Annotated in this window: 20 protein-coding genes and 2 tRNA genes; 12 read left to right on the top strand and 10 right to left on the bottom strand. The window is 38.6% G+C overall.

Features of this window, described 5'->3' with window-relative positions; genetic code table 11:
* Positions 1-368 precede the first annotated feature (368 nt).
* Positions 369-444 (bottom strand) — tRNA-Arg (locus tag AC25JC_RS10340).
* 188 nt (positions 445-632) lie between these two features.
* Here AC25JC_RS10340 and AC25JC_RS10335 point away from each other — a divergent pair.
* The 7 genes from AC25JC_RS10335 (at position 633) to AC25JC_RS10305 (ending at position 7,124) form a co-directional block, all read left to right on the top strand.
* Complete coding sequence (locus AC25JC_RS10335) at positions 633-1,568, top strand: ABC transporter ATP-binding protein (protein WP_486923979.1); 936 nt, start codon at positions 633-635, stop codon at positions 1,566-1,568.
* Positions 1,565-2,338 carry an ABC transporter permease gene (locus AC25JC_RS10330; RefSeq protein ID WP_111883995.1) on the top strand — a complete coding sequence of 258 codons (774 nt, stop codon included), beginning with the start codon at positions 1,565-1,567 and terminating at the stop codon, positions 2,336-2,338. The genes AC25JC_RS10335 and AC25JC_RS10330 overlap by 4 nt, the downstream gene beginning before the upstream one ends.
* A complete protein-coding gene (gene queF, locus AC25JC_RS10325; RefSeq protein WP_111883994.1) occupies positions 2,338-3,156 on the top strand; it encodes an NADPH-dependent 7-cyano-7-deazaguanine reductase QueF in 819 nt (272 codons plus the stop codon). The genes AC25JC_RS10330 and queF overlap by 1 nt, the downstream gene beginning before the upstream one ends.
* Positions 3,157-3,173: 17 nt before the next feature.
* Entirely contained in the window at positions 3,174-3,824 is a 651-nt protein-coding gene (locus AC25JC_RS10320) for a hypothetical protein (protein WP_486923978.1), read from the top strand.
* A 788-nt stretch (positions 3,825-4,612) separates the two neighbouring features.
* Positions 4,613-5,614, top strand: coding sequence for a lytic murein transglycosylase B (gene mltB / locus AC25JC_RS10315; RefSeq protein ID WP_078190309.1), 1,002 nt, complete (start codon positions 4,613-4,615; stop codon positions 5,612-5,614).
* Between the two features lie 286 nt (positions 5,615-5,900).
* On the top strand, positions 5,901-6,515 hold the full coding sequence (locus tag AC25JC_RS10310; RefSeq protein WP_078190310.1) for a septal ring lytic transglycosylase RlpA family protein: 615 nt from the start codon (positions 5,901-5,903) through the stop codon (positions 6,513-6,515).
* A 153-nt stretch (positions 6,516-6,668) separates the two neighbouring features.
* Entirely contained in the window at positions 6,669-7,124 is a 456-nt protein-coding gene (locus AC25JC_RS10305; RefSeq protein WP_486923977.1) for an Mpo1 family 2-hydroxy fatty acid dioxygenase, read from the top strand.
* A gap of 253 nt (positions 7,125-7,377) precedes the next feature.
* Here AC25JC_RS10305 and AC25JC_RS10300 read toward each other — a convergent pair whose 3' ends face one another.
* The 3 genes from AC25JC_RS10300 to rpsB form a co-directional block, all read right to left on the bottom strand.
* A complete protein-coding gene (locus AC25JC_RS10300) occupies positions 7,378-7,887 on the bottom strand; it encodes a DUF3465 domain-containing protein (RefSeq protein ID WP_249680189.1) in 510 nt (169 codons plus the stop codon).
* Positions 7,888-8,061: 174 nt separating this feature from the next.
* Positions 8,062-8,937, bottom strand: coding sequence for a translation elongation factor Ts (gene tsf / locus AC25JC_RS10295; protein ID WP_078191990.1), 876 nt, complete (start codon positions 8,935-8,937; stop codon positions 8,062-8,064).
* A gap of 141 nt (positions 8,938-9,078) precedes the next feature.
* Positions 9,079-9,825, bottom strand: a complete 747-nt coding sequence (rpsB, locus tag AC25JC_RS10290) for a 30S ribosomal protein S2 (protein ID WP_078190314.1) — start codon at positions 9,823-9,825, stop codon at positions 9,079-9,081.
* Between the two features lie 207 nt (positions 9,826-10,032).
* Here rpsB and map point away from each other — a divergent pair, with 207 nt between their 5' ends.
* From map to AC25JC_RS10275, 3 genes are all read left to right on the top strand, one after another.
* Positions 10,033-10,860 carry a type I methionyl aminopeptidase gene (gene map / locus AC25JC_RS10285; RefSeq protein ID WP_078191991.1) on the top strand — a complete coding sequence of 276 codons (828 nt, stop codon included), beginning with the start codon at positions 10,033-10,035 and terminating at the stop codon, positions 10,858-10,860.
* 270 nt (positions 10,861-11,130) lie between these two features.
* On the top strand, positions 11,131-12,357 hold the full coding sequence (locus AC25JC_RS10280) for a pyridoxal phosphate-dependent aminotransferase (RefSeq protein ID WP_111883988.1): 1,227 nt from the start codon (positions 11,131-11,133) through the stop codon (positions 12,355-12,357).
* Between the two features lie 327 nt (positions 12,358-12,684).
* Positions 12,685-13,119 carry a PaaI family thioesterase gene (locus AC25JC_RS10275; RefSeq protein ID WP_249680184.1) on the top strand — a complete coding sequence of 145 codons (435 nt, stop codon included), beginning with the start codon at positions 12,685-12,687 and terminating at the stop codon, positions 13,117-13,119.
* 51 nt (positions 13,120-13,170) lie between these two features.
* On the opposite strand, the gene AC25JC_RS10270 is transcribed toward AC25JC_RS10275, so the two are convergent.
* Positions 13,171-13,629 carry a hypothetical protein gene (locus AC25JC_RS10270; protein ID WP_180115018.1) on the bottom strand — a complete coding sequence of 153 codons (459 nt, stop codon included), beginning with the start codon at positions 13,627-13,629 and terminating at the stop codon, positions 13,171-13,173.
* 251 nt (positions 13,630-13,880) lie between these two features.
* On the opposite strand from AC25JC_RS10270, the gene AC25JC_RS10265 reads away from it, so the two are divergent.
* A tRNA-Asn gene (locus tag AC25JC_RS10265) sits at positions 13,881-13,956 on the top strand.
* An 87-nt stretch (positions 13,957-14,043) separates the two neighbouring features.
* Positions 14,044-15,117 carry a hypothetical protein gene (locus AC25JC_RS10260; protein ID WP_249680182.1) on the top strand — a complete coding sequence of 358 codons (1,074 nt, stop codon included), beginning with the start codon at positions 14,044-14,046 and terminating at the stop codon, positions 15,115-15,117.
* 62 nt (positions 15,118-15,179) lie between these two features.
* On the opposite strand, the gene AC25JC_RS10255 is transcribed toward AC25JC_RS10260, so the two are convergent.
* The 5 genes from AC25JC_RS10255 to AC25JC_RS10235 form a co-directional block, all read right to left on the bottom strand.
* Positions 15,180-16,004: a DUF4198 domain-containing protein gene (locus AC25JC_RS10255; RefSeq protein WP_249680180.1), complete on the bottom strand. Its 825-nt coding sequence runs from the start codon at positions 16,002-16,004 to the stop codon at positions 15,180-15,182.
* Positions 16,005-16,140: 136 nt separating this feature from the next.
* A complete protein-coding gene (locus AC25JC_RS10250) occupies positions 16,141-16,794 on the bottom strand; it encodes a MiaE family protein (RefSeq protein ID WP_249680177.1) in 654 nt (217 codons plus the stop codon).
* Positions 16,795-16,811: 17 nt separating this feature from the next.
* Positions 16,812-17,537, bottom strand: a complete 726-nt coding sequence (gene pdxJ / locus AC25JC_RS10245) for a pyridoxine 5'-phosphate synthase (RefSeq protein WP_180003244.1) — start codon at positions 17,535-17,537, stop codon at positions 16,812-16,814.
* A 9-nt stretch (positions 17,538-17,546) separates the two neighbouring features.
* Positions 17,547-18,263, bottom strand: coding sequence for a DNA repair protein RecO (gene recO, locus AC25JC_RS10240; protein ID WP_249680314.1), 717 nt, complete (start codon positions 18,261-18,263; stop codon positions 17,547-17,549).
* Positions 18,264-18,271: 8 nt separating this feature from the next.
* The gene (locus AC25JC_RS10235; protein ID WP_078192000.1) at positions 18,272-18,466 is read right to left on the bottom strand and encodes an NF038104 family lipoprotein; all 195 of its coding nucleotides are present in this window, start codon (positions 18,464-18,466) and stop codon (positions 18,272-18,274) included.
* Positions 18,467-18,485: the final 19 nt, after the last annotated feature.

The raw sequence follows: 18,485 nt of genomic DNA, 5'->3' as shown, positions 1-18,485 counted from the left end.
AGTATTAAAAAAACAATCATTTCCCTATTTTATTTAGGCAATACAAAACGATAAGTGTTCTATTAAGTTTCCAAGCTCCACTATTTTGGTGCATGACTTTTATAATCGTGTTTTCAATAGATTCTTTTCATTTAGATGCAGATATAAATACAGTGAAATTACTATTGCCACTATTTATAAGCTTTCAATTTAAAGTTTTGTATCACTTTTAATTTTCAATAAAAAGATTGAGAAATATTTTGAAATTTATGTGTTTGGAAAAAGATACATCAATATTGTTTTTTGAAATTGATTGGGATGAATAGAAATAGAGATATAAAAAAAGCAGTTGATTTGCAAAATTTAGTTAAAAAGTCAAAACTAAAAAATGGTGCGCTCAGCGGGACTCGAACCCACGCCACAGGCTTCGGAGACCTGTACTCTATCCAGTTGAGCTATGAGCGCTTATTTTGGATTGCGCACATCATAACAAAAAAAACTCTAAGGTAAAGCAACTATATAGATGTTAGGCTTTTTTCTGCTTAAGCTTTATACAACGTTCTATTTATAAAATGCAGAATTCCATACGATTTACTTGGTTTATTTGCCCCGATATCGCACAATACTCACACTATTTATAGAGTGAATTATTTATGACTGATGCACTAACGTTAAAGCAGCTGTCAAAAACCTATAAAAATGGGTTTCAGGCGCTTAAAGGTATTGATTTAACAGTACCCGAAGGTGAATTTTATGCACTGTTAGGTCCCAATGGTGCAGGAAAATCTACCACGATTAGTATTATCAGTTCACTAACCCGTAAAACTTCAGGCACTGTCGAAATTTTTGGGTACAATTTAGATACCCATCCCTCGCATGCAAAGCAGTGTTTGGGCGTTGTCCCTCAAGAATTTAACTTTGGTCAATTTGAAAAAACATTTGATATTTTGGTGACTCAAGCTGGTTATTACGGTATTTCTAAAAAGATAGCAGAGAAACGTGCAGAGGAATATTTAGAAAAGCTTGGCCTTTGGGAAAAACGTAGCACCCAAGCACGCATGCTATCGGGCGGTATGAAACGCCGTTTAATGATCGCTCGTGCCATGATGCATGAACCTAAACTACTGATTTTAGATGAGCCGACTGCTGGTGTTGACATTGAACTACGCCGTTCGATGTGGGATTTCCTCACTGAAATGAACGAAAAAGGCACGTCCATTATTTTAACGACACACTATTTAGAAGAAGCTGAAATGTTGTGCCGTCGAATCGCAATTATTGATCGTGGTGTGATTAAAGAAGACACCAGCATGAAAGGTTTCCTCAGTCAGTTGAATGAAGAAACCTTTATTTTCGATCTAGCCGAACCCATTGAACCGATCCATATAGAAATTATTGGTGTCCGTTTCAACTTAGTAGATCCTGTCACCTTAGAAGTCACTATGGATAAAGCCCATACCTTGAATGATTTATTCCAACTCATGGAATCTCAAGGTATTCAGGTTCGAAGTATGCGTAATAAATCTAACCGACTAGAAGAACTGTTTGTCCGTATGGTCGAAAAAAATCTTGAAGGTGCAGCACAATGAATTTTAACCAACTGTGTATTGCCCTCTACACCTTAGTGTATAAAGAAATTCGCCGTTTCATGCGTATTTGGCCGCAAACCCTTCTCCCACCGGCAATCACCATGAGTTTGTACTTTGTGATTTTCGGTAATTTAGTCGGTTCACGCATTGGGCAAATGGGTGGTTTTAGCTATATGCAGTTCATCGTGCCCGGTTTAATTATGATGGCGGTCATCACCAATAGCTATGCCAATGTGTCATCCAGTTTCTTTAGTGCAAAATTTCAAAAAAGCATCGAAGAATTAATCATGAGCCCAGTGCCGTTACACATGGTGCTTTGGGGTTATGTGATCGGTGGCGTTTGCCGTGGTGTTTTAGTCGGCTTTATTGTTACTGCCATGAGCCTATTTTTTACTGAATTACACCTGACTAATATATTTATAACTATATATACAGTTCTCATTACTTCGCTGCTGTTTTCTCTTGGCGGATTTATTAATGCTGTTTATGCAAAATCTTTTGACGACATTTCGATTATCCCGACTTTCGTCCTGACTCCGCTGACTTATTTAGGCGGTGTTTTCTATGCCATCTCATCATTGAGTCCTTTTTGGCAAAATCTCTCTTTAATCAACCCTGTCGTGTATATGGTCAATGCATTCCGCTACGGTATTTTGGGCCATAGCGATGTGAATGTCGGCATTTCACTGACAGTAATTACTGCATGTTGCGTTGTACTTTATGGCGTGGCGTATCATTTACTTTCTCGTGGTTCAGGAATGCGTGAATAATGAGTGTAGAACAATCCCTTTTAGGTAAAGACACCAACTACCCAACAGAATATCAACCCGATATTCTGTTTCCGATTGCACGTGCCACTGCACGTGAACAATATGCCCATGTGGAAGGCATCCGCCAAGGTACAGACTGGTGGCATGTTTTTGAAATTTCTTGGTTAAATGCTTCTGGTGTGCCTCAAGTCGCTATTGGCCGTTTAACTTTGCCTGCAAGTTCAGACAACCTGATCGAATCCAAATCTTTAAAGCTCTACTTTAATAGTATGAACTTTACCAAATTTGATTCTCAGGCAGCGTTTAAAGCAACCGTTGAAAAAGACTTATCTGCTGCAGCCAATGCCGCTGTGACTATTGATCTATTTCATGTTGATGAAGTTGAAATTTCAAAACCGCAAGGCATCTGTATTGATGACTTAGAACCCACCCAGTTAGAAAATCATCCAAATGCAGCTTTACTCTCTTTAGATGAAGATGCAGCGCAAGAAGAAGTTGAAATTCAACTTTATTCACATTTATTAAGAAGTAACTGTCCAGTCACGGGTCAACCTGATTGGGGAACGGTATTTATACGGTATAAAGGTACTAAGCCTTGTTATCGTAGTATTCTGGCTTATATTATTTCTTACCGTCAGCATAATGGTTTCCACGAACAATGTGTGGAGCAAATGTTTGCCGATATTTGGCAACATTTAAAACCAAGTCAGCTGATGGTATATGCTGCCTATACACGCCGTGGTGGATTGGATATCAACCCTTGTCGTGTATCGGATTTAACATGGATGCCTCGCCCCATTCGATTGGCGCGACAATAAAAAAATTGAGGTTAGTGATGCCATTTTTTGGTTTTATTCCTTCTGAGGAACTTCTAAGCAGTATCCAAACTGGTCACGCGAAAAAAAATTCGAGTGAACCACTTTATCCTTTACGTGATAAAACAGCTTTGCTGATTAATGAAGAAATCATTGGTGCAACTATATTAGCTCCTGTTCATCTGTTTCCTGCAAGCGATAAGCGCGACACAGCAGAAAAACTGGCTGGCTATGTCAAATCAACAGTCGCTGTATTGTTAAAGCAACTACTAGGTAAATCTCCGAATGATGTGGTGAAACAATCCATTGAATTTTCAGAACGAAGTTTATTTCAAGACGCGACTGGCACTTATCGTGTAGGTCTAAGTTTAGATGCAGGACTAGTCACTAACCTTAAAAATAGTTATGCGGAAATTAAATCGGGCGCAGATATAAATAAAGCTGCTTTTGGTGAACTCTATAAACAGTTTGCTGAAGCTGCAGTGCGTCATTTTATGAATGACTTTAATAAAACTCTCGATTTAGGCATGATTAAACGTAAAGCAGCCGATATCGGTTCTTCTGCTGTGATTAAAGCTATTCATATTGCAATTGATAAGATTTTCCCAAATCTAACCAAAGAAGAGCTAGGTGCCCTTGCAGAAGCACATGATGTGATGTTTAACAAATAAATCTCGCTTTTCGTCAAAACCTAGCTTTGGCTAGGTTTTTTTATGGCTAAACGCATAAAATCGAATCCCGATACAATGACTATATAGTCATGCAAACACAGTTCTAGAATTGAACAGATTTTTATTAAAAGAAAGACAGTACATTGATATCCACAATTTTTAAAAATCTACAAAGAACAGGAAGAACCTGAATATAGATCATATTTTAATGTGAGCCGTCATTTTGGCTTAAATTTCAATGCGTCCATTTTAATATTCAATCTCTTTCTTTTTTATCATTCAGTCTATATTTCTACTATATATAGCGACGTTTTCAACAGCATTGAAGCGCTGGCGAACAAAAACTATGTAATGAATAAACCACTGCTTGCATATGGGTGTTTTAGACCGGTACCTTTTTAATCCTGTCCCTTTATTTTTAGATATAACATTGCAACTTTTGTAGCTTCTAAACAGTATTTCGCAACGCGATAAAGTTTACTCGTTCTGCGTTTTTATGACGCATGAGTTTTAGAGTCATCTTTATTTCAAATGATTTGTGAATATTTGCAAGTTATGTAAATGAATATGTCACTTTTCAATATGTTAACTGCGAAAAAACCCTTTGCTTTGTCTTTTTTTGTATATCTATTTATGAAAGCATGCGCTGTCAGTGGTATCTTAGTTGCTATTGGTAACGTTAACTTTTAATGAGCTATGAAACCAGAAGGTCATCACAATTTTCAGGATCTTTTCCCCTCGAAATTTTGTTCATACTCATCGCTAAAGCAACTGGAAATTTTTTATTTATGCTAAATCGAAATTTTTATAAAAAACTATCACATATTGCCATTATGGCCGGTTCACTTTCACTGACCAGTTTTTGTCAGGCCAACGACTTCCAATCTCATCCGGCATATGCAAGCTTTAAACAAAATGCAATGCAAACCTATGGTCTGAGTGAAAATCAAATTGATTGGGCAATGCAAGGCAGTAAAAACCTACCCAACATTATTAGCATTATGAATAGACCTGGTGAATCAAAGCCTTGGTATCAATATAAAACCAATTTTTTAGCTGAAAGTACAATTCAACGCGGCGTTCGCTTCAAAAATCAATATGCCGACACTTTAAATCGTGCAGAACAACAATTTGGTGTGCCTCAATCCGTGATTTTAGGCATTTTGGGTGTTGAAACAGGCTATGGCAGCAATAAAGGTAATTTTATTACCCGTGATGCTTTGGCGACCCTTGGTTTTGGCTATGAACGCCGTGCGCAATATTTCCAAGATGAACTTGCTGCACTGATTGCTTGGTCATATAAAGATGGTGTTCCAACCAACTCTGTCGTCGGTTCATATGCAGGTGCTGTGGGTTATCCTCAATTTATGCCAAGTAACATTCCAAAATTTGGTGTGGACTACGATGGCAATGGTCATGTTGACCTGCGTAATTCAGCTGTCGATGCCATTGGTTCAATTGCAAATTATTTAGCAAATTATGGTTGGCAGCGTAATCAACCGATTGCTTTTGCTGCTCGCTATAGCGGAAACAACCCAGATGCTATTATTGCAAAGGATTTAAACCAGCCAACACCCTATGGTGTACTCAAGGCTCAAGGTGTAACCCCTATGAATCCATTAGTAAAAATCGATGATCTCGATTTGGTCAATGTCATCCAATTGCAAGATAGTTATGGACCAATTTATTACATCACTTATCCAAATTTTCAGGTCATTACAACCTATAACAAAAGCCGTATGTATGCGACTGCACTATGGCTTTTAGGCACTGAAGTTACCAGTCGATAAGACTGGTTTTTTCTTATAGAGCAAAAAAGTCAATAAATATTTTCACCAAAATGAGCATTTATTCGACATTTTACACACCTTGTTACATTATTGATTATTTTTTAAACAACTGTTGTTAATTTTTTAGACATTTTCAAAGTATTTTAATTAAACACTAGACAGCCTATTGATGGCATGAATATTATCCATCTCGTTAAATATAGTTGCAAAAGTGAAATATCAGACGTGTTTACATGGATATCAGCGACTTAGTTGAACCAGTAAATATGCCATTGGGAGATAAACAATGCAGTCATCAATTATTAAATATGCCTTAGCGGTTGCCACGGCAGTTGCGCTAAGTCAGTCACAAGCTGAGATGGTTCAGTCATCATCATTCAATCATGATAATGACAACTCGCGTCTTGCAGCTCGTGTATTGAATAAAGAAGCTCAAAGCTTCAATTCAAACTTTACGAATTTAAGTAGCCTTTCAATCACTGAGCGTTCTGGCGATAAAATTCGTCGTCAAACAATCGCTGCTAAAATCGAAATTCCTGAAGATGAGCCTTCAGTGATTGAAAAGTTAAATACTGTTGCATCGAATACTGTTCGTAAGTTCACTCAAACAGGTACTGCTTCTTGGTACGGTCGTCAATTCCACGGTCGTAAAACAGCAAGTGGTGAAACTTTTGACATGAACGCACTTACAGCAGCACATCGTAGCCTGCCACTTAATTGCTTTATCCGTGTTACGAATCGCAATAATGGTAAAAGTGTCGTGGTGAAAGTAAATGACCGTGGTCCATTCCATGGTAACCGTGTTCTTGATTTATCTTATGGTGCTGCTAAGCAACTGGGTATTACCAGTGCGGGTACTGCAAACGTGAGTATTGAACGCGTAGACGGTCCAAATTCTTAATTCTCCAATGAAGTGACTGCATTTAACAGACCACGCTTAGCGTGGTTTTTTTATTTGAAGCCTCTTAGCCTTTCAAATCATCAGTAAAGCTGCTTTTGACCTATCCCCCATTCTTGTTTATATTGGAGTCCTTCCCCATGATTAAGGACTATCATGAAAACAATCAACGAATGGTTTGATGAATACAGCGAAAGTCATCAAAATAAAACCAATAAAATGATTCACTGGATTTGCGTACCCACGATTTATTTTTCAATCGTTGGCATATTGGCGCATTTTAGCGCGCTACTTACTGCTGTCTTACTTGCTTTAGCATTTATCTTTTACGCACGTTTAGACATTGTCCTTGCTGTTGCAATGGCCGCGTTAACATTAATCATGGCATGGCTAATTTGGGTGTTACCAGTTGGATATGGCTTTTATATCGCGCTCTTTATATTCGCATGGATTGGTCAATTTTATGGCCATAAAATTGAAGGTAAAAAGCCCTCTTTTTTCAAAGATCTCCAATTCCTCCTCATTGGCCCTATTTGGTGTTTAGATACATTTGCAGGCAAAGTACTTGGTAATTGGAAAACACGCCATAAATCGCAAATAAAGAGCATTTAGAGCACGATTAATTTCATGGATCTCTTTTTCACTTCTTCCACATCGGTTTTCTTCATATTCGATGCTTAAAACCCTATTGTTTATAGGTGTATTTATCTCTGGTATTTCCAATCATTTTTTCTATTTATACGACCAAAAAGCCAGTGTTTAAACACTGGCTTTTACTCAATATGATTAATCCAATTTTATGTTGATAGCTTCATCTGAATCATGATCATTTAAATGACTAAAGTTAAAAATGACTACGTGATTTTTATTGATAGGTTTTACCTTGATGCTTTAACCAACCATCTTGATGACGTCCATTCGGATCGTGATGTGTCCAATGCATCACACCACCCTGATCTGAATATTCGTATTCACCGTAAAATTGAACTGTATCGCCTTTTTGCAAATCATCAATTCGTGGAGCAAGATCGATATTATGCGCGACCAAAAGCGTTTGACCATTATTTAAGGTCAAAATGAACTTTTGATGGCGACTACCTTCATTATCATCTCGTAGTACTGCTTTGACTTGACCTGCACCCTCAACCTGAACATTACTGAGTTTATTTTTAAATGCATGCGCAATAATATCTTCAGCACTCTGCCCTTTTTGTTGAGCATCTGCGGATTGTACTGATTCTATTTGTGGCTGTGCGTTTTGTTCCGCTGTCGTCTGAACTGGTGCAGATTTTTGTTGTTGTAAATCAATTCCGAAATAAGCGGCTGCAAGCGCAACAATAATTCCGCCGATGGTTAAGTTTGTTTTGTTTGCCATAAGAGAGTTTAAATCTAAATTTTCAACTCATTATAGTCATTAATATGGATAAAAATAGAATCTATGCACAAGAATGCACACAATATAAAGTTTAAATAGCTTTGAAATCAGTAAAGCTACAGCCATAAAAAAAGCCCTCTAAAACGAGGGCTTTTTTCTACAAATAATCAGAGATTATTTTGCAGCAGCTTGAGCAGCAGCAACTTCTTCAGCGAAAGAAAGTTCAGCTTTTTTCTCAATACCTTCACCAACTTCGAAACGTACGAAGTTAGCAACAGTAGTACCAGTTGCTTTAAGAACTTCTGCAACTTTCTTATCGTTGTCGATAACGTACATTTGGTTCTCAAGAACAACTTCGTTCAAGTATTTCTGAACTGAACCAGTTACCATTTTTTCAACGATGTTTGCTGGTTTACCAGATTCAATTGCTTTCGCTTCAGCAATTTCTTTTTCTTTAGCGATAAGTTCAGCAGATACGCCAGCTTCGTTTACAGCAACTGGGTTAAATGCAGCGATGTGCATAGCCAAACCTTTACCAGTCTCAGCATCACCAGCGTATGCAACTACAACACCGATTTTTAAACCGTGTTTGTAAACTGCAAGGTTGTCGCCTTCAACGATTTGAGCACGACGTACTTGGATGTTTTCACCGATTTTTTGAACAAGCGCGATACGAGCTTCTTCAACAGTAGCACCATCTTCAAGTTTCAATTCAGCAATTTGAGCAGCGTCAGTTACACCAGCAGCAAGCGCAGCAGCAGCAACTTTAGCAGAGAAACCAGCAAAGTTTTCGTCTTTAGCAACGAAGTCAGTTTGACAGTTCACTTCTACAAGGATTGCTTTGTTGCCTTCTTGAGCGATAGTGATCGCGCCGTCAGCAGCAATGTTACCTGCTTTTTTAGCAGCTTTAGCTTGACCAGATTTACGAAGGTTATCGATCGCTAATTCGATGTCACCGCCCGCTTCTGTTAATGCTTTTTTACATTCCATCATTGCAAGACCAGTACGATCGCGCAATTCTTTAACCATGCTTGCTGTAACTGCAGTCATGTTAATCTCCTAAATACGGTAGAAAATGAATTCTTTTTAGAACAGAAACGGCCCAGAGCTGTCTCTTGGGCCGTCTGCATACATGACGCTTACTTTGCCACCATCACGTGTCGCAAAAATGACAAGCTTACGTCAAACGCATTAAGCCTCAGAAGCAGGAGCTTCTTCGCCTTTAGCTTGTGCATTTGCTTGTGATTGAGCATATTCTTTACCAGCAAGAATCGCATCAGCCATAGCAGAAGCGTAAAGAGTAACTGCACGGATCGCATCGTCATTACCAGGGATAACGTAGTCTACGTTGTCTGGGTTAGAGTTTGTATCAACGATACCGATAACAGGAATACCAAGGTTTTTAGCTTCTTTAATTGCAATTGCTTCGTGATCAACATCGATTACGAATAATGCGTCAGGTAAACCACCCATGTTTTTAACGCCGCCAAGAGCGCGTTCAAGTTTTTCCATCTCACGAGTACGTTCTAAAGCTTCACGTTTAGTAAGTTTAGCGAAAGTACCGTCAGTAGATTGAGTTTGAAGGTCTTTTAGACGGTTGATTGACTGGCGAAGAGTTTTCCAGTTAGTCAACATACCACCCAACCAGCGGTGATCAACATATGGTTGACCTGCACGTTGAGCTTGTTCACGAATGATTGCAGAAGCTGCACGTTTTGTACCAACGAACAAAACTTTGTTCTTTTTGCTAGCCAAGTTGTTAGCAAAGTTCAAAGCATCATTTAACGCAGGAACAGTGTGCTCAAGGTTGATGATGTGAATTTTGTTGCGCGCGCCGAAGATGTATTCGCGCATTTTTGGATTCCAAAAACGTGTTTGGTGACCGAAGTGTGCGCCTGCTTGAAGAAGGTCGCGCATGCTTACGTTGTAATCTGCCATTTTCTTTACCTTAAAGTTTGGGTTAGGCCTCCATATACCCGCATTCTCCACCTAAAAAGGCACCCAGAGAAATGTGTCGATATATGTGCGGATTTTATTGCCCCATCGCACAAAGCTCGTGAAAGATATTCACGAAAAAGCATTTGATAAAATGGGCGGCTATTTATACCATAGTCACATACAAATTTCCAAAAGTTTTTAGAGATCATGAACAGTACTTACGAAGCTCCACGTCGATTAATTAAAACGCCTGACGAAATTGAAAAAATGCGCGTCGCGGGTCGACTGGCGGCAGAAGTTTTGGATATGATCAAACCGCATATTGTTCCAGGTGTGACTACCCTAGAACTTGATACGATTTGTCATGACTATATTGTCAATAAACAAGAAGCTATTCCTGCATGTTTAGGTTATGGCGCTGCGCCGGGTCGTCCAGCATTTCAGCACGTTATCTGCACTTCAGTGAACCATGTGGTGTGTCACGGTATTCCATCTGAAAGCAAAAAATTAAAAAAAGGTGACATCTTAAACATCGATGTCACTGTGATCAAAGATGGTTACCATGGTGATACCAACATGATGTATATCGTGGGTGGTGAAACATCTATTTTAGCGAACCGTTTATGCAAAGTTGCCCAAGAAGCCATGTACCGTGGTATGGCGGTGGTAAAACCAGGCGCAACCATGGGTGATATAGGCCATGCTATTCAACAATATGTTGAATCAGAACGTTTTGGTGTTGTACGTGAATATTGTGGTCATGGTATTGGTACCGTTTTCCATGACGAACCGCAAGTTTTACACTATGGTCAACCAAATACAGGCATGATCTTAGAAGAAGGCATGACCTTTACAATCGAACCAATGGTGAATGGTGGCGACTGGAAAACCAAACTTCTTGGCGATAAATGGACTGTCGTGACTAAAGATCATAGCTTGTCTGCACAGTACGAACACACGCTACTTGTAACAAAAAATGGTGTAGAAGTGCTAACTGCTCGCCCTGAAGAAGATTTATCGCGTTTTGTTCAATAAGCAAAGTATTTGAAGTATTAAATTTTATTAAAAATGGTCACACAGGTTGTGGCCTTTTTTATGCCCTTTTTTTATCCGTGACTTTAAGATTTTTCCATAAAATTTGATTAAAAATTTAAGTAACGCAATGTAAATTTTCTTAATTATAGGGGTAGGATGGAATATCACACTTTTTTGCACATTGTTGATTTTGCCACTCCCCATTATTGTGCATTTAAGCTAAGATAGTGTGCTTTTTATTTTTTAATCCCTATAAGAAGGAATACTGCCGTGGACGTACGTCTGTCTGATCGTGTAAATAGCATCAAACCGTCCCCAACACTTGCTGTTACTAACAAAGCTGCTGAATTGAAAGCTGCTGGTAAAAACGTAATTGGTTTAGGCGCAGGTGAACCGGATTTCGATACCCCACAACACATCAAAGATGCTGCAATTGCTGCTATCAACAATGGCTTCACTAAATATACAGCTGTTGACGGTACTCCAGGTCTTAAAAAAGCAATTATTGCTAAATTAAAACGCGACAATAACCTTGATTACGCTGCAAACCAAATTTTGGTTTCTTGTGGTGGTAAACAATCTTTCTTTAACTTGGCACTTGCTTTGTTAAACAAAGGGGACGAAGTAATTATCCCTGCTCCTTACTGGGTAAGCTACCCAGACATGGTGATCATTGCTGAAGGTACTCCTGTAATCGTGAAATGTGGTGAAGACCAACGTTTCAAAATTACGCCTGCTCAATTAGAAGCTGCAATCACTGACAAAACTCGTTTAGTGGTTCTAAACAGCCCTTCTAACCCAACAGGTATGATCTACACTAAAGAAGAATTGCTTGCTTTAGCTGACGTACTACGTAAATACCCAGAAGTTTTAGTTGCTTCTGATGATATGTACGAACCAATCCGTTGGGACGACGAATTCTACAACATCGCAACAGTTGCACCAGACCTTTACGATCGCGTAATCGTTCTTAACGGTGTATCTAAAGCTTATGCAATGACTGGCTGGCGTATTGGCTACGCAGCGGGCCCTGCTAAACTTATTGGTGCGATGAAAAAAATCCAATCTCAATCAACTTCAAACCCAACTTCTATTTCACAAGTTGCTGCTGAAGCTGCATTGAATGGCCCTCAAGACGTTCTTGAGCCAATGATTGAAGCATTCAAACGCCGTCACGACTTAGTTGTGAAAGGTTTGAACGACATCAACGGTATCACTTGCCTTCCTGCTGACGGTGCATTCTATGCATACGCAAACATCCGTCCTTTAATTCGTGCCAAAGGTTTAAAATCTTGCACAGAATTCTCTGCATGGTTGTTGGAAGAAACTGGTGTTGCAGTAGTTCCTGGCGATGCGTTCGGTCTTGGTGGCTACATGCGTATTTCTTATGCAACTGCAGACGAAGTACTTGTAGATGCGCTTGCACGTATCAAAAAAGCTGCTGATTCAATCGAAGGCGTAGATGCTGCGATTGCTTCAATTGCTGCTGAAAAATAATCTGCTTTTAAAAAGCTAGATTTAAAAAACCCGCGCATATCGCGGGTTTTTTATACTCATCAAAAGAATATATAAATACGCTTCACTTCAACACGCTTTTGATCAATTTTTTTCGCGGTTCAAACTAAATAACAAAGCTCATCCAGCCCATTTGACTTCCTTCAAATCGACTTAAATATTAAAAAGCCAAACGATAAAACCTAAAACTAACCTTCATATTCAAATCTTTGGTTTGCATTCTTTTTACGTTTTCAGCTATGTTATTTAAATAAGTTCCATTTTAGAACCCAAAATAACCACAAAACTAACCTATCCAGAGATATACCAATGAACATCAAAGAAATGACTGGACTCGAAATTTTAAAGGCAATGATGCAAGGCCAAATTCCACCCGCAAGCATTAGTGAAATTATTCCAATGCAACCCAAAAAGATTGAGCAAGGTAATGTAGAGTTTGTTGTAAAAGCCGATCAGCGCCATTTAAATCCCCTTGGTGGTGTGCATGGTGGCTTTGCAGCAACAGTCTTAGATACAGTTACAGGGTGTGTCGTACACTCGGCATTAGAGGCTGGTGTGGGTTATGGCACCATCGACTTAAATATTAAAATGTGTCGTCCGATCCCAAAGAATGTTGAACTTACTGCTATAGGAACAGTCATTAATATCAGTAAAAATTTAGGGATTTCTGAAGGGAAAATTATTGATGACAATGGCAAACTTTATGCACATGCAACTGCAACTTGCATGATTATACGTCCTTAATATTTTTATTTTTCTGCTCGCAATTCAATGCGAGCAGATGATGATTCAAACTTAAATTGCTGAATGTAAGGCACGAATTAATTGGCCTTCGCTTAGATCAATGCGATTACTGCCCTTTTGAAAGCAGTAATATTTTAAAGCACTATCTAACTCAACACGAAGTTCCCGTTGTTCTGAAATAGACCATACTTTAGAACGATTTGAGCCTGATAATGCATTACCTGCCAATTGGTATAAATACAAGTCTTGCTTGCGTTGCAAAGGCACACGACGACCATCATCTTGATGTTCAAAACGTAAATGACATGGCGCGTTGATCAACCATTTTTCACTAAACCACAGTTGTAATAAATCACCCAATGCCAAGTCACGTCGACCCAAAGGCCAAACGTCAACGTATGCACCTTCGACAGGTGTTTGATATTGCTCTTGATTACTGATAATAGAAAGATAGTTTTCTTGATAAAAAGTAAAGTTTGAAAAAATCTGAGAAATAGTCAGCGTATTCATTCGCTTTCTCCTGTTTAGCCATTTTAGTGCTGGCAAGTTGGGTTTAAATCCACACTGTTTAAACATATGTTTAAACGCTCTGTTGTTGCATTCAGACTATCAATTGAATTTTTTCTTTGCAAGCCTAAGATTCATTTTTTCTAAAAAATCATTCTTTTTGTTCAAATAAAAAACATCTATCACGCATTTCTCCTCATATTGGTATTTTTAGCTTGACCCTCCTCAAAATCTGCTTATAATCGCATTCAGATTCTCCAATAGCTCAGTCGGTAGAGCGACGGACTGTTAATCCGCAGGTCCCTGGTTCGAGCCCAGGTTGGAGAGCCAAATTCTAAAGCCCATTTATTTAAATGGGCTTTTTTAATGCCTATGATTTACATATAATCTATAAGTCATTGTCATTAAAATAAAAAAATGTTCATTCAAGTTGATGCTGAATCAAATAAAACTGCCTTAAAACACTATCTCACTGCATTCATTTTTCTTTTGATTTTTATCAGCCCATTTGCAATTTATTTGGTGAGCTGCACACCCGAAAGTGAAATTGAGCAACATTTCAAAACACCACCCAATTTATATAATAGTGAATCGAACACCCTTCTTGACAGCAAGCTACAATGGTTGATTCCACCTCAGCAGTTTCAAAATCACAATACTATTCCCGAAATATCTGAATCTGTATTGAACGAGATGACAGAAGGACTATATTGGTCAAGCACACCGATTACGCTGCAAAACCAATCTGATCAGCTATATGTTCATATCGATTTTGCAGGTCAGCAACAAACACGAAAAGATCTTGAAATTTCGGTACTGCCGTTATGTATTGTTCATGAAAAAGAAACACCATGTATGAAAGCTGGGTTAAATGCAAGTGGACAACCCTTTAACATCTCAACTCAAAAAAATACGCAATATCACACATTGGAAACCAATAAGTCTTGGATGTTTTATGGCCATGATTTCCAAGAAAATTATATTATTCCACCACAAGCCACTCTCAAATTTTTAGTTAAAGCCAACATCCCTGAACACTTAACCCTTCAATGGCTTAGGCTAAGTATCGGTACCAGCCCCATTGTTGAGAAACAGCAAAATTTTATGCTCATAGCGCAAAAGAATATGAAAATAAAATATGTACTTGCACTATTACCACTCTTCATATTCGCTTTGATGCACATTTTTCAAGGGTTTGAAAGCCTTCGTAATTTATCTATCGGCGCACTTTCAGCACTTTTATTTGTAATCAACACCATCATTTGGGATATCCACTATATGGTGATTGGTTGTCTGATTTTATGTTTTGCAAGTGTCTGTTATTGTTTTGAGAGCCGATATTATCGATTGCTTTATTTAACGGGTTATTTACTAATTGCAGGCTATTCGCAGCAATATTATGGCGGTTTTAATAAACACTTTTTCGCTCAAACCAGTTTAATTTTATTGATAGGTTTATCGATGTTTTATCTTGAACCTAAAGATAGCTAAATCATTTTCATAAAAAAGCTCTGCAAATCGCAGAGCTTTTTCTCATTTAACTACCCTTCGCTTTAGATCACATTAAAACTCAAAGTATATTTATATCGTTTTAATGCGTCTCCCTTCATTTCAAAAGGCTGCTGATAGTCAATTTTCAGTAAATACTGACCACGATCTGATAGGCTAAAATTCAAGTTTCCTTCTTGATCAGTTTTAAGCGTTTTATAAACTTTTCCTTCACGGCTGTAATCCGTTGTTTGCTGCAAAATTTCAATCTGCAAACCCGCAACCGCTTTTTTCTGATCTAGCACTTTCAGTTGTACTGGCTCATTTTGCATAATGGCATTCGGATGGGTTCTAAATTGCACATCAAAACCATCATGCAAATAATTCACTACATTTGTAGACATTACACGGCGCGATACAAAAGTTTCAATGATTTCTTGGGTTTGAATACTTTTGATTTGCGACTTTTTAGTCAACTCGGCTGTATAAATGACATTTGCATTCGCAGTTTTTTGCGGATCACGTACACCATTGATTAACGCTTTCCACTGCTTTTGATCATAAGCAAAACGCGCTGTACTTCCCTGCTTTTCACCACGAATACGATACGTGCCATCCTGCTTATTTTCTAAACTATAACTGCTGACTGTTTGAGTTTTTGCCCAATCAGCATCCGTTAAATGCAGCTTTTCACCTGACGGTGTATGTACATGGAAATTAAAATTTTTAATGGCTATTTCAGAAACAAACGGATTGTCATAAAAACCAGAAAGAATGGCACTATGATTATTAAATGTTTGATAGTTTAGAGGTGCAACATAAGGATAATGCGCTTCAGCCTGACCAACCGCACACAAAGCGATACAGAGTAAAGTGAATTGTAATTTCATATTGAATAAGTGAGCTTAAATTGTTTGATTCATAGAGATCGTTTCATTTTAGATTCACCCAAGACAATTGTAAATAATTCTTATTATCGTTTATTTTAAGTGCATAAAAAATCCCCCATTTTGGAGGATTATTTTATCAAGCTGCTTTGACTGGCACACCACTATGAAAGCGGAATAAATCATCTGGGCTGCTAATCAGATTTTTTTCAACTTCACGAATATACTCAATACGCATCTGAATATCTTCTTTCGGGTTCTTTAGCTTATTGGTCATCGCCACATCCATGGCCAATGCTAAATAGTCCTCATAATGGCGTGATTCAGACTTTAGCAAATAGCGGTAGTAACGCCCCAACTCTTCATCCACATGTGGTGCAAGCGCATAGAAACGCTCACATGACCGTGCTTCAACAAATGCGCCGATCACCAAGATATCAATTAACGCTTCTGGCTCATAAGTCCGCACTTCTTTGCGTAGACCACCTGCATACCGACCAGCACTGATTGCAGTCCATTCCTGACCACGTTTTGCCATCAGTTCCAGCACTTGCTCATAGTGCAGCATTTCTTCACGAACTAGCTGTGCTAGTTTGATTTGTAAATCAGAGAAAAAACTATAACGAAACATCAAATTCATTGCTGTACTTGCAGCTTTCTTTTCACAATTGGCATGATCCTGCATTAGGATATCCAAATTATTTAAAGCTTCATCTAGCCATGCTTTTGGTGTTTCACACCCCAAGAAGCCAATGACTGGCTTCATTAGGGCATCATAATCAATATTTGACATATACTTTACTTAAAAAATTAACGTGCGGCTTTAATCGCAGCTTTCATTTGTTTCACAGACTGTGCCAATCCAATAAATACAGCATCAGCAATAATCGAGTGACCAATATTCAATTCATGAATTTGCGCAATGCGCGCAATCGGAGTGACATTGTCAATATTTAAGCCATGGCCAGCATTCACAATCAATCCTTTAGATGCCGCATATTCAGCACCTTGAATAATACGTTCCAGCTCTGCTTTCTGCGCCTCAGGTGTTTCAGCATCTGCATATGCACCTGTATGCAACTCAATCGTAGGCGCACCACAGGCAATCGCTGCATCAATTTGAGCAAAGTCAGCATCAATAAATAATGAAACTTCGCAACCAATCGCCGCAAGTGCTTGAGTCGCGTTTTTTACATCTTCAAAATGCCCAACCACATCTAGACCGCCTTCAGTCGTGACTTCTTCACGCTTTTCAGGAACAAAGCATACATGATGCGGCTGAATCTCTTTGGCAAATTCAACCATTTCATTGGTCACTGCCATTTCAAGATTCATATGGGTTTTTAATACAGAACGCATACGACGTACATCATCATCTTTAATATGGCGACGATCTTCACGTAAATGCAGCGTAATCCCTTCCGCCCCCGCTTGCTCACAAATAATTGCGGCATTCACAGGATCTGGATAAGTTGTCCCACGTGCATTTCGTAGTGTTGCCACATGGTCAATATTTACACCAAGCAAAGCTGCCATAATTCTTTCCTAATGACGTTGAGTTTGATAATTCTGTATCCACAATTGACGACTTTTTAATGGACGATCGCCAAGCAAGGAAGTAATCATTTGTCGGTACAACTTAGACAGTAATTGTAACTGTTCAGGATTAAATTCCCCACCTTTTTCATAATCACACATACTTAAAATATGTTGACCTGACAATGTTGCGCGTGAGGCTTTAATGACAGGTTGAAAACCTTCGTTTAAATAAAATTGATAATTTTCATGAGGCTGAATTTGCTGTTGATTTGCATCAGTTGAAAAATCCAACGCAAAACCCAACTCTTCAAGCAGCACATGCTCAAATTGTCTAAGGATTTGCCGTAAGAATAGATCAGGGTTGGCCTGGACAGACATGCATTGAAGTTGTTCCAAGGTGTGTGCATATTGAGCAAATGTCTCAGGCATCTCAACCTCTAACGGACATAGCCTCAATAAGACTTCATTTAGATAAAATCCTGAAAAAAAAGCATCCCCAAAAAAGAAAATCGGTTGATTTACAATTTCGAGTTTACTAAAGTTTTTAAGTTCGGACTTACCAGATGCTTGCAAGCAAATTGGTTGATACTGGGGAGGTGGCGTTTGCCTGAGAATACCATCAATTCGACCATGCTCCTGAGTAAACAAGTGCACAATATGACTTTTTTCACGATATTTACGATGGTGAATTAAATAACCATGCAGTATCTCATTACGCATGATTTGAAATATTAATCCTTGTCTTTCTTTTTCTTGTCGTCTTCATCTTCATCCCCATCTGGAATGACTGCACCCACAACTGCAGCAGTACCTTTAACCACGCCTTTTGTGGTTTTATAAGCCACTTTGACAGGAACAGTAACGATTTTATGAATACACCCTTGTAGAAACAAAACACATGCAACTACGGCCAATACTTTCATCATTACTCTTCCCTCAAAGTTT

This window comes from Acinetobacter sp. P37 (genome assembly GCF_057480965.1).
Note: the sequence above shows the minus strand (reverse complement) of the source record. Positions and strands in the feature narration are given on the sequence as shown.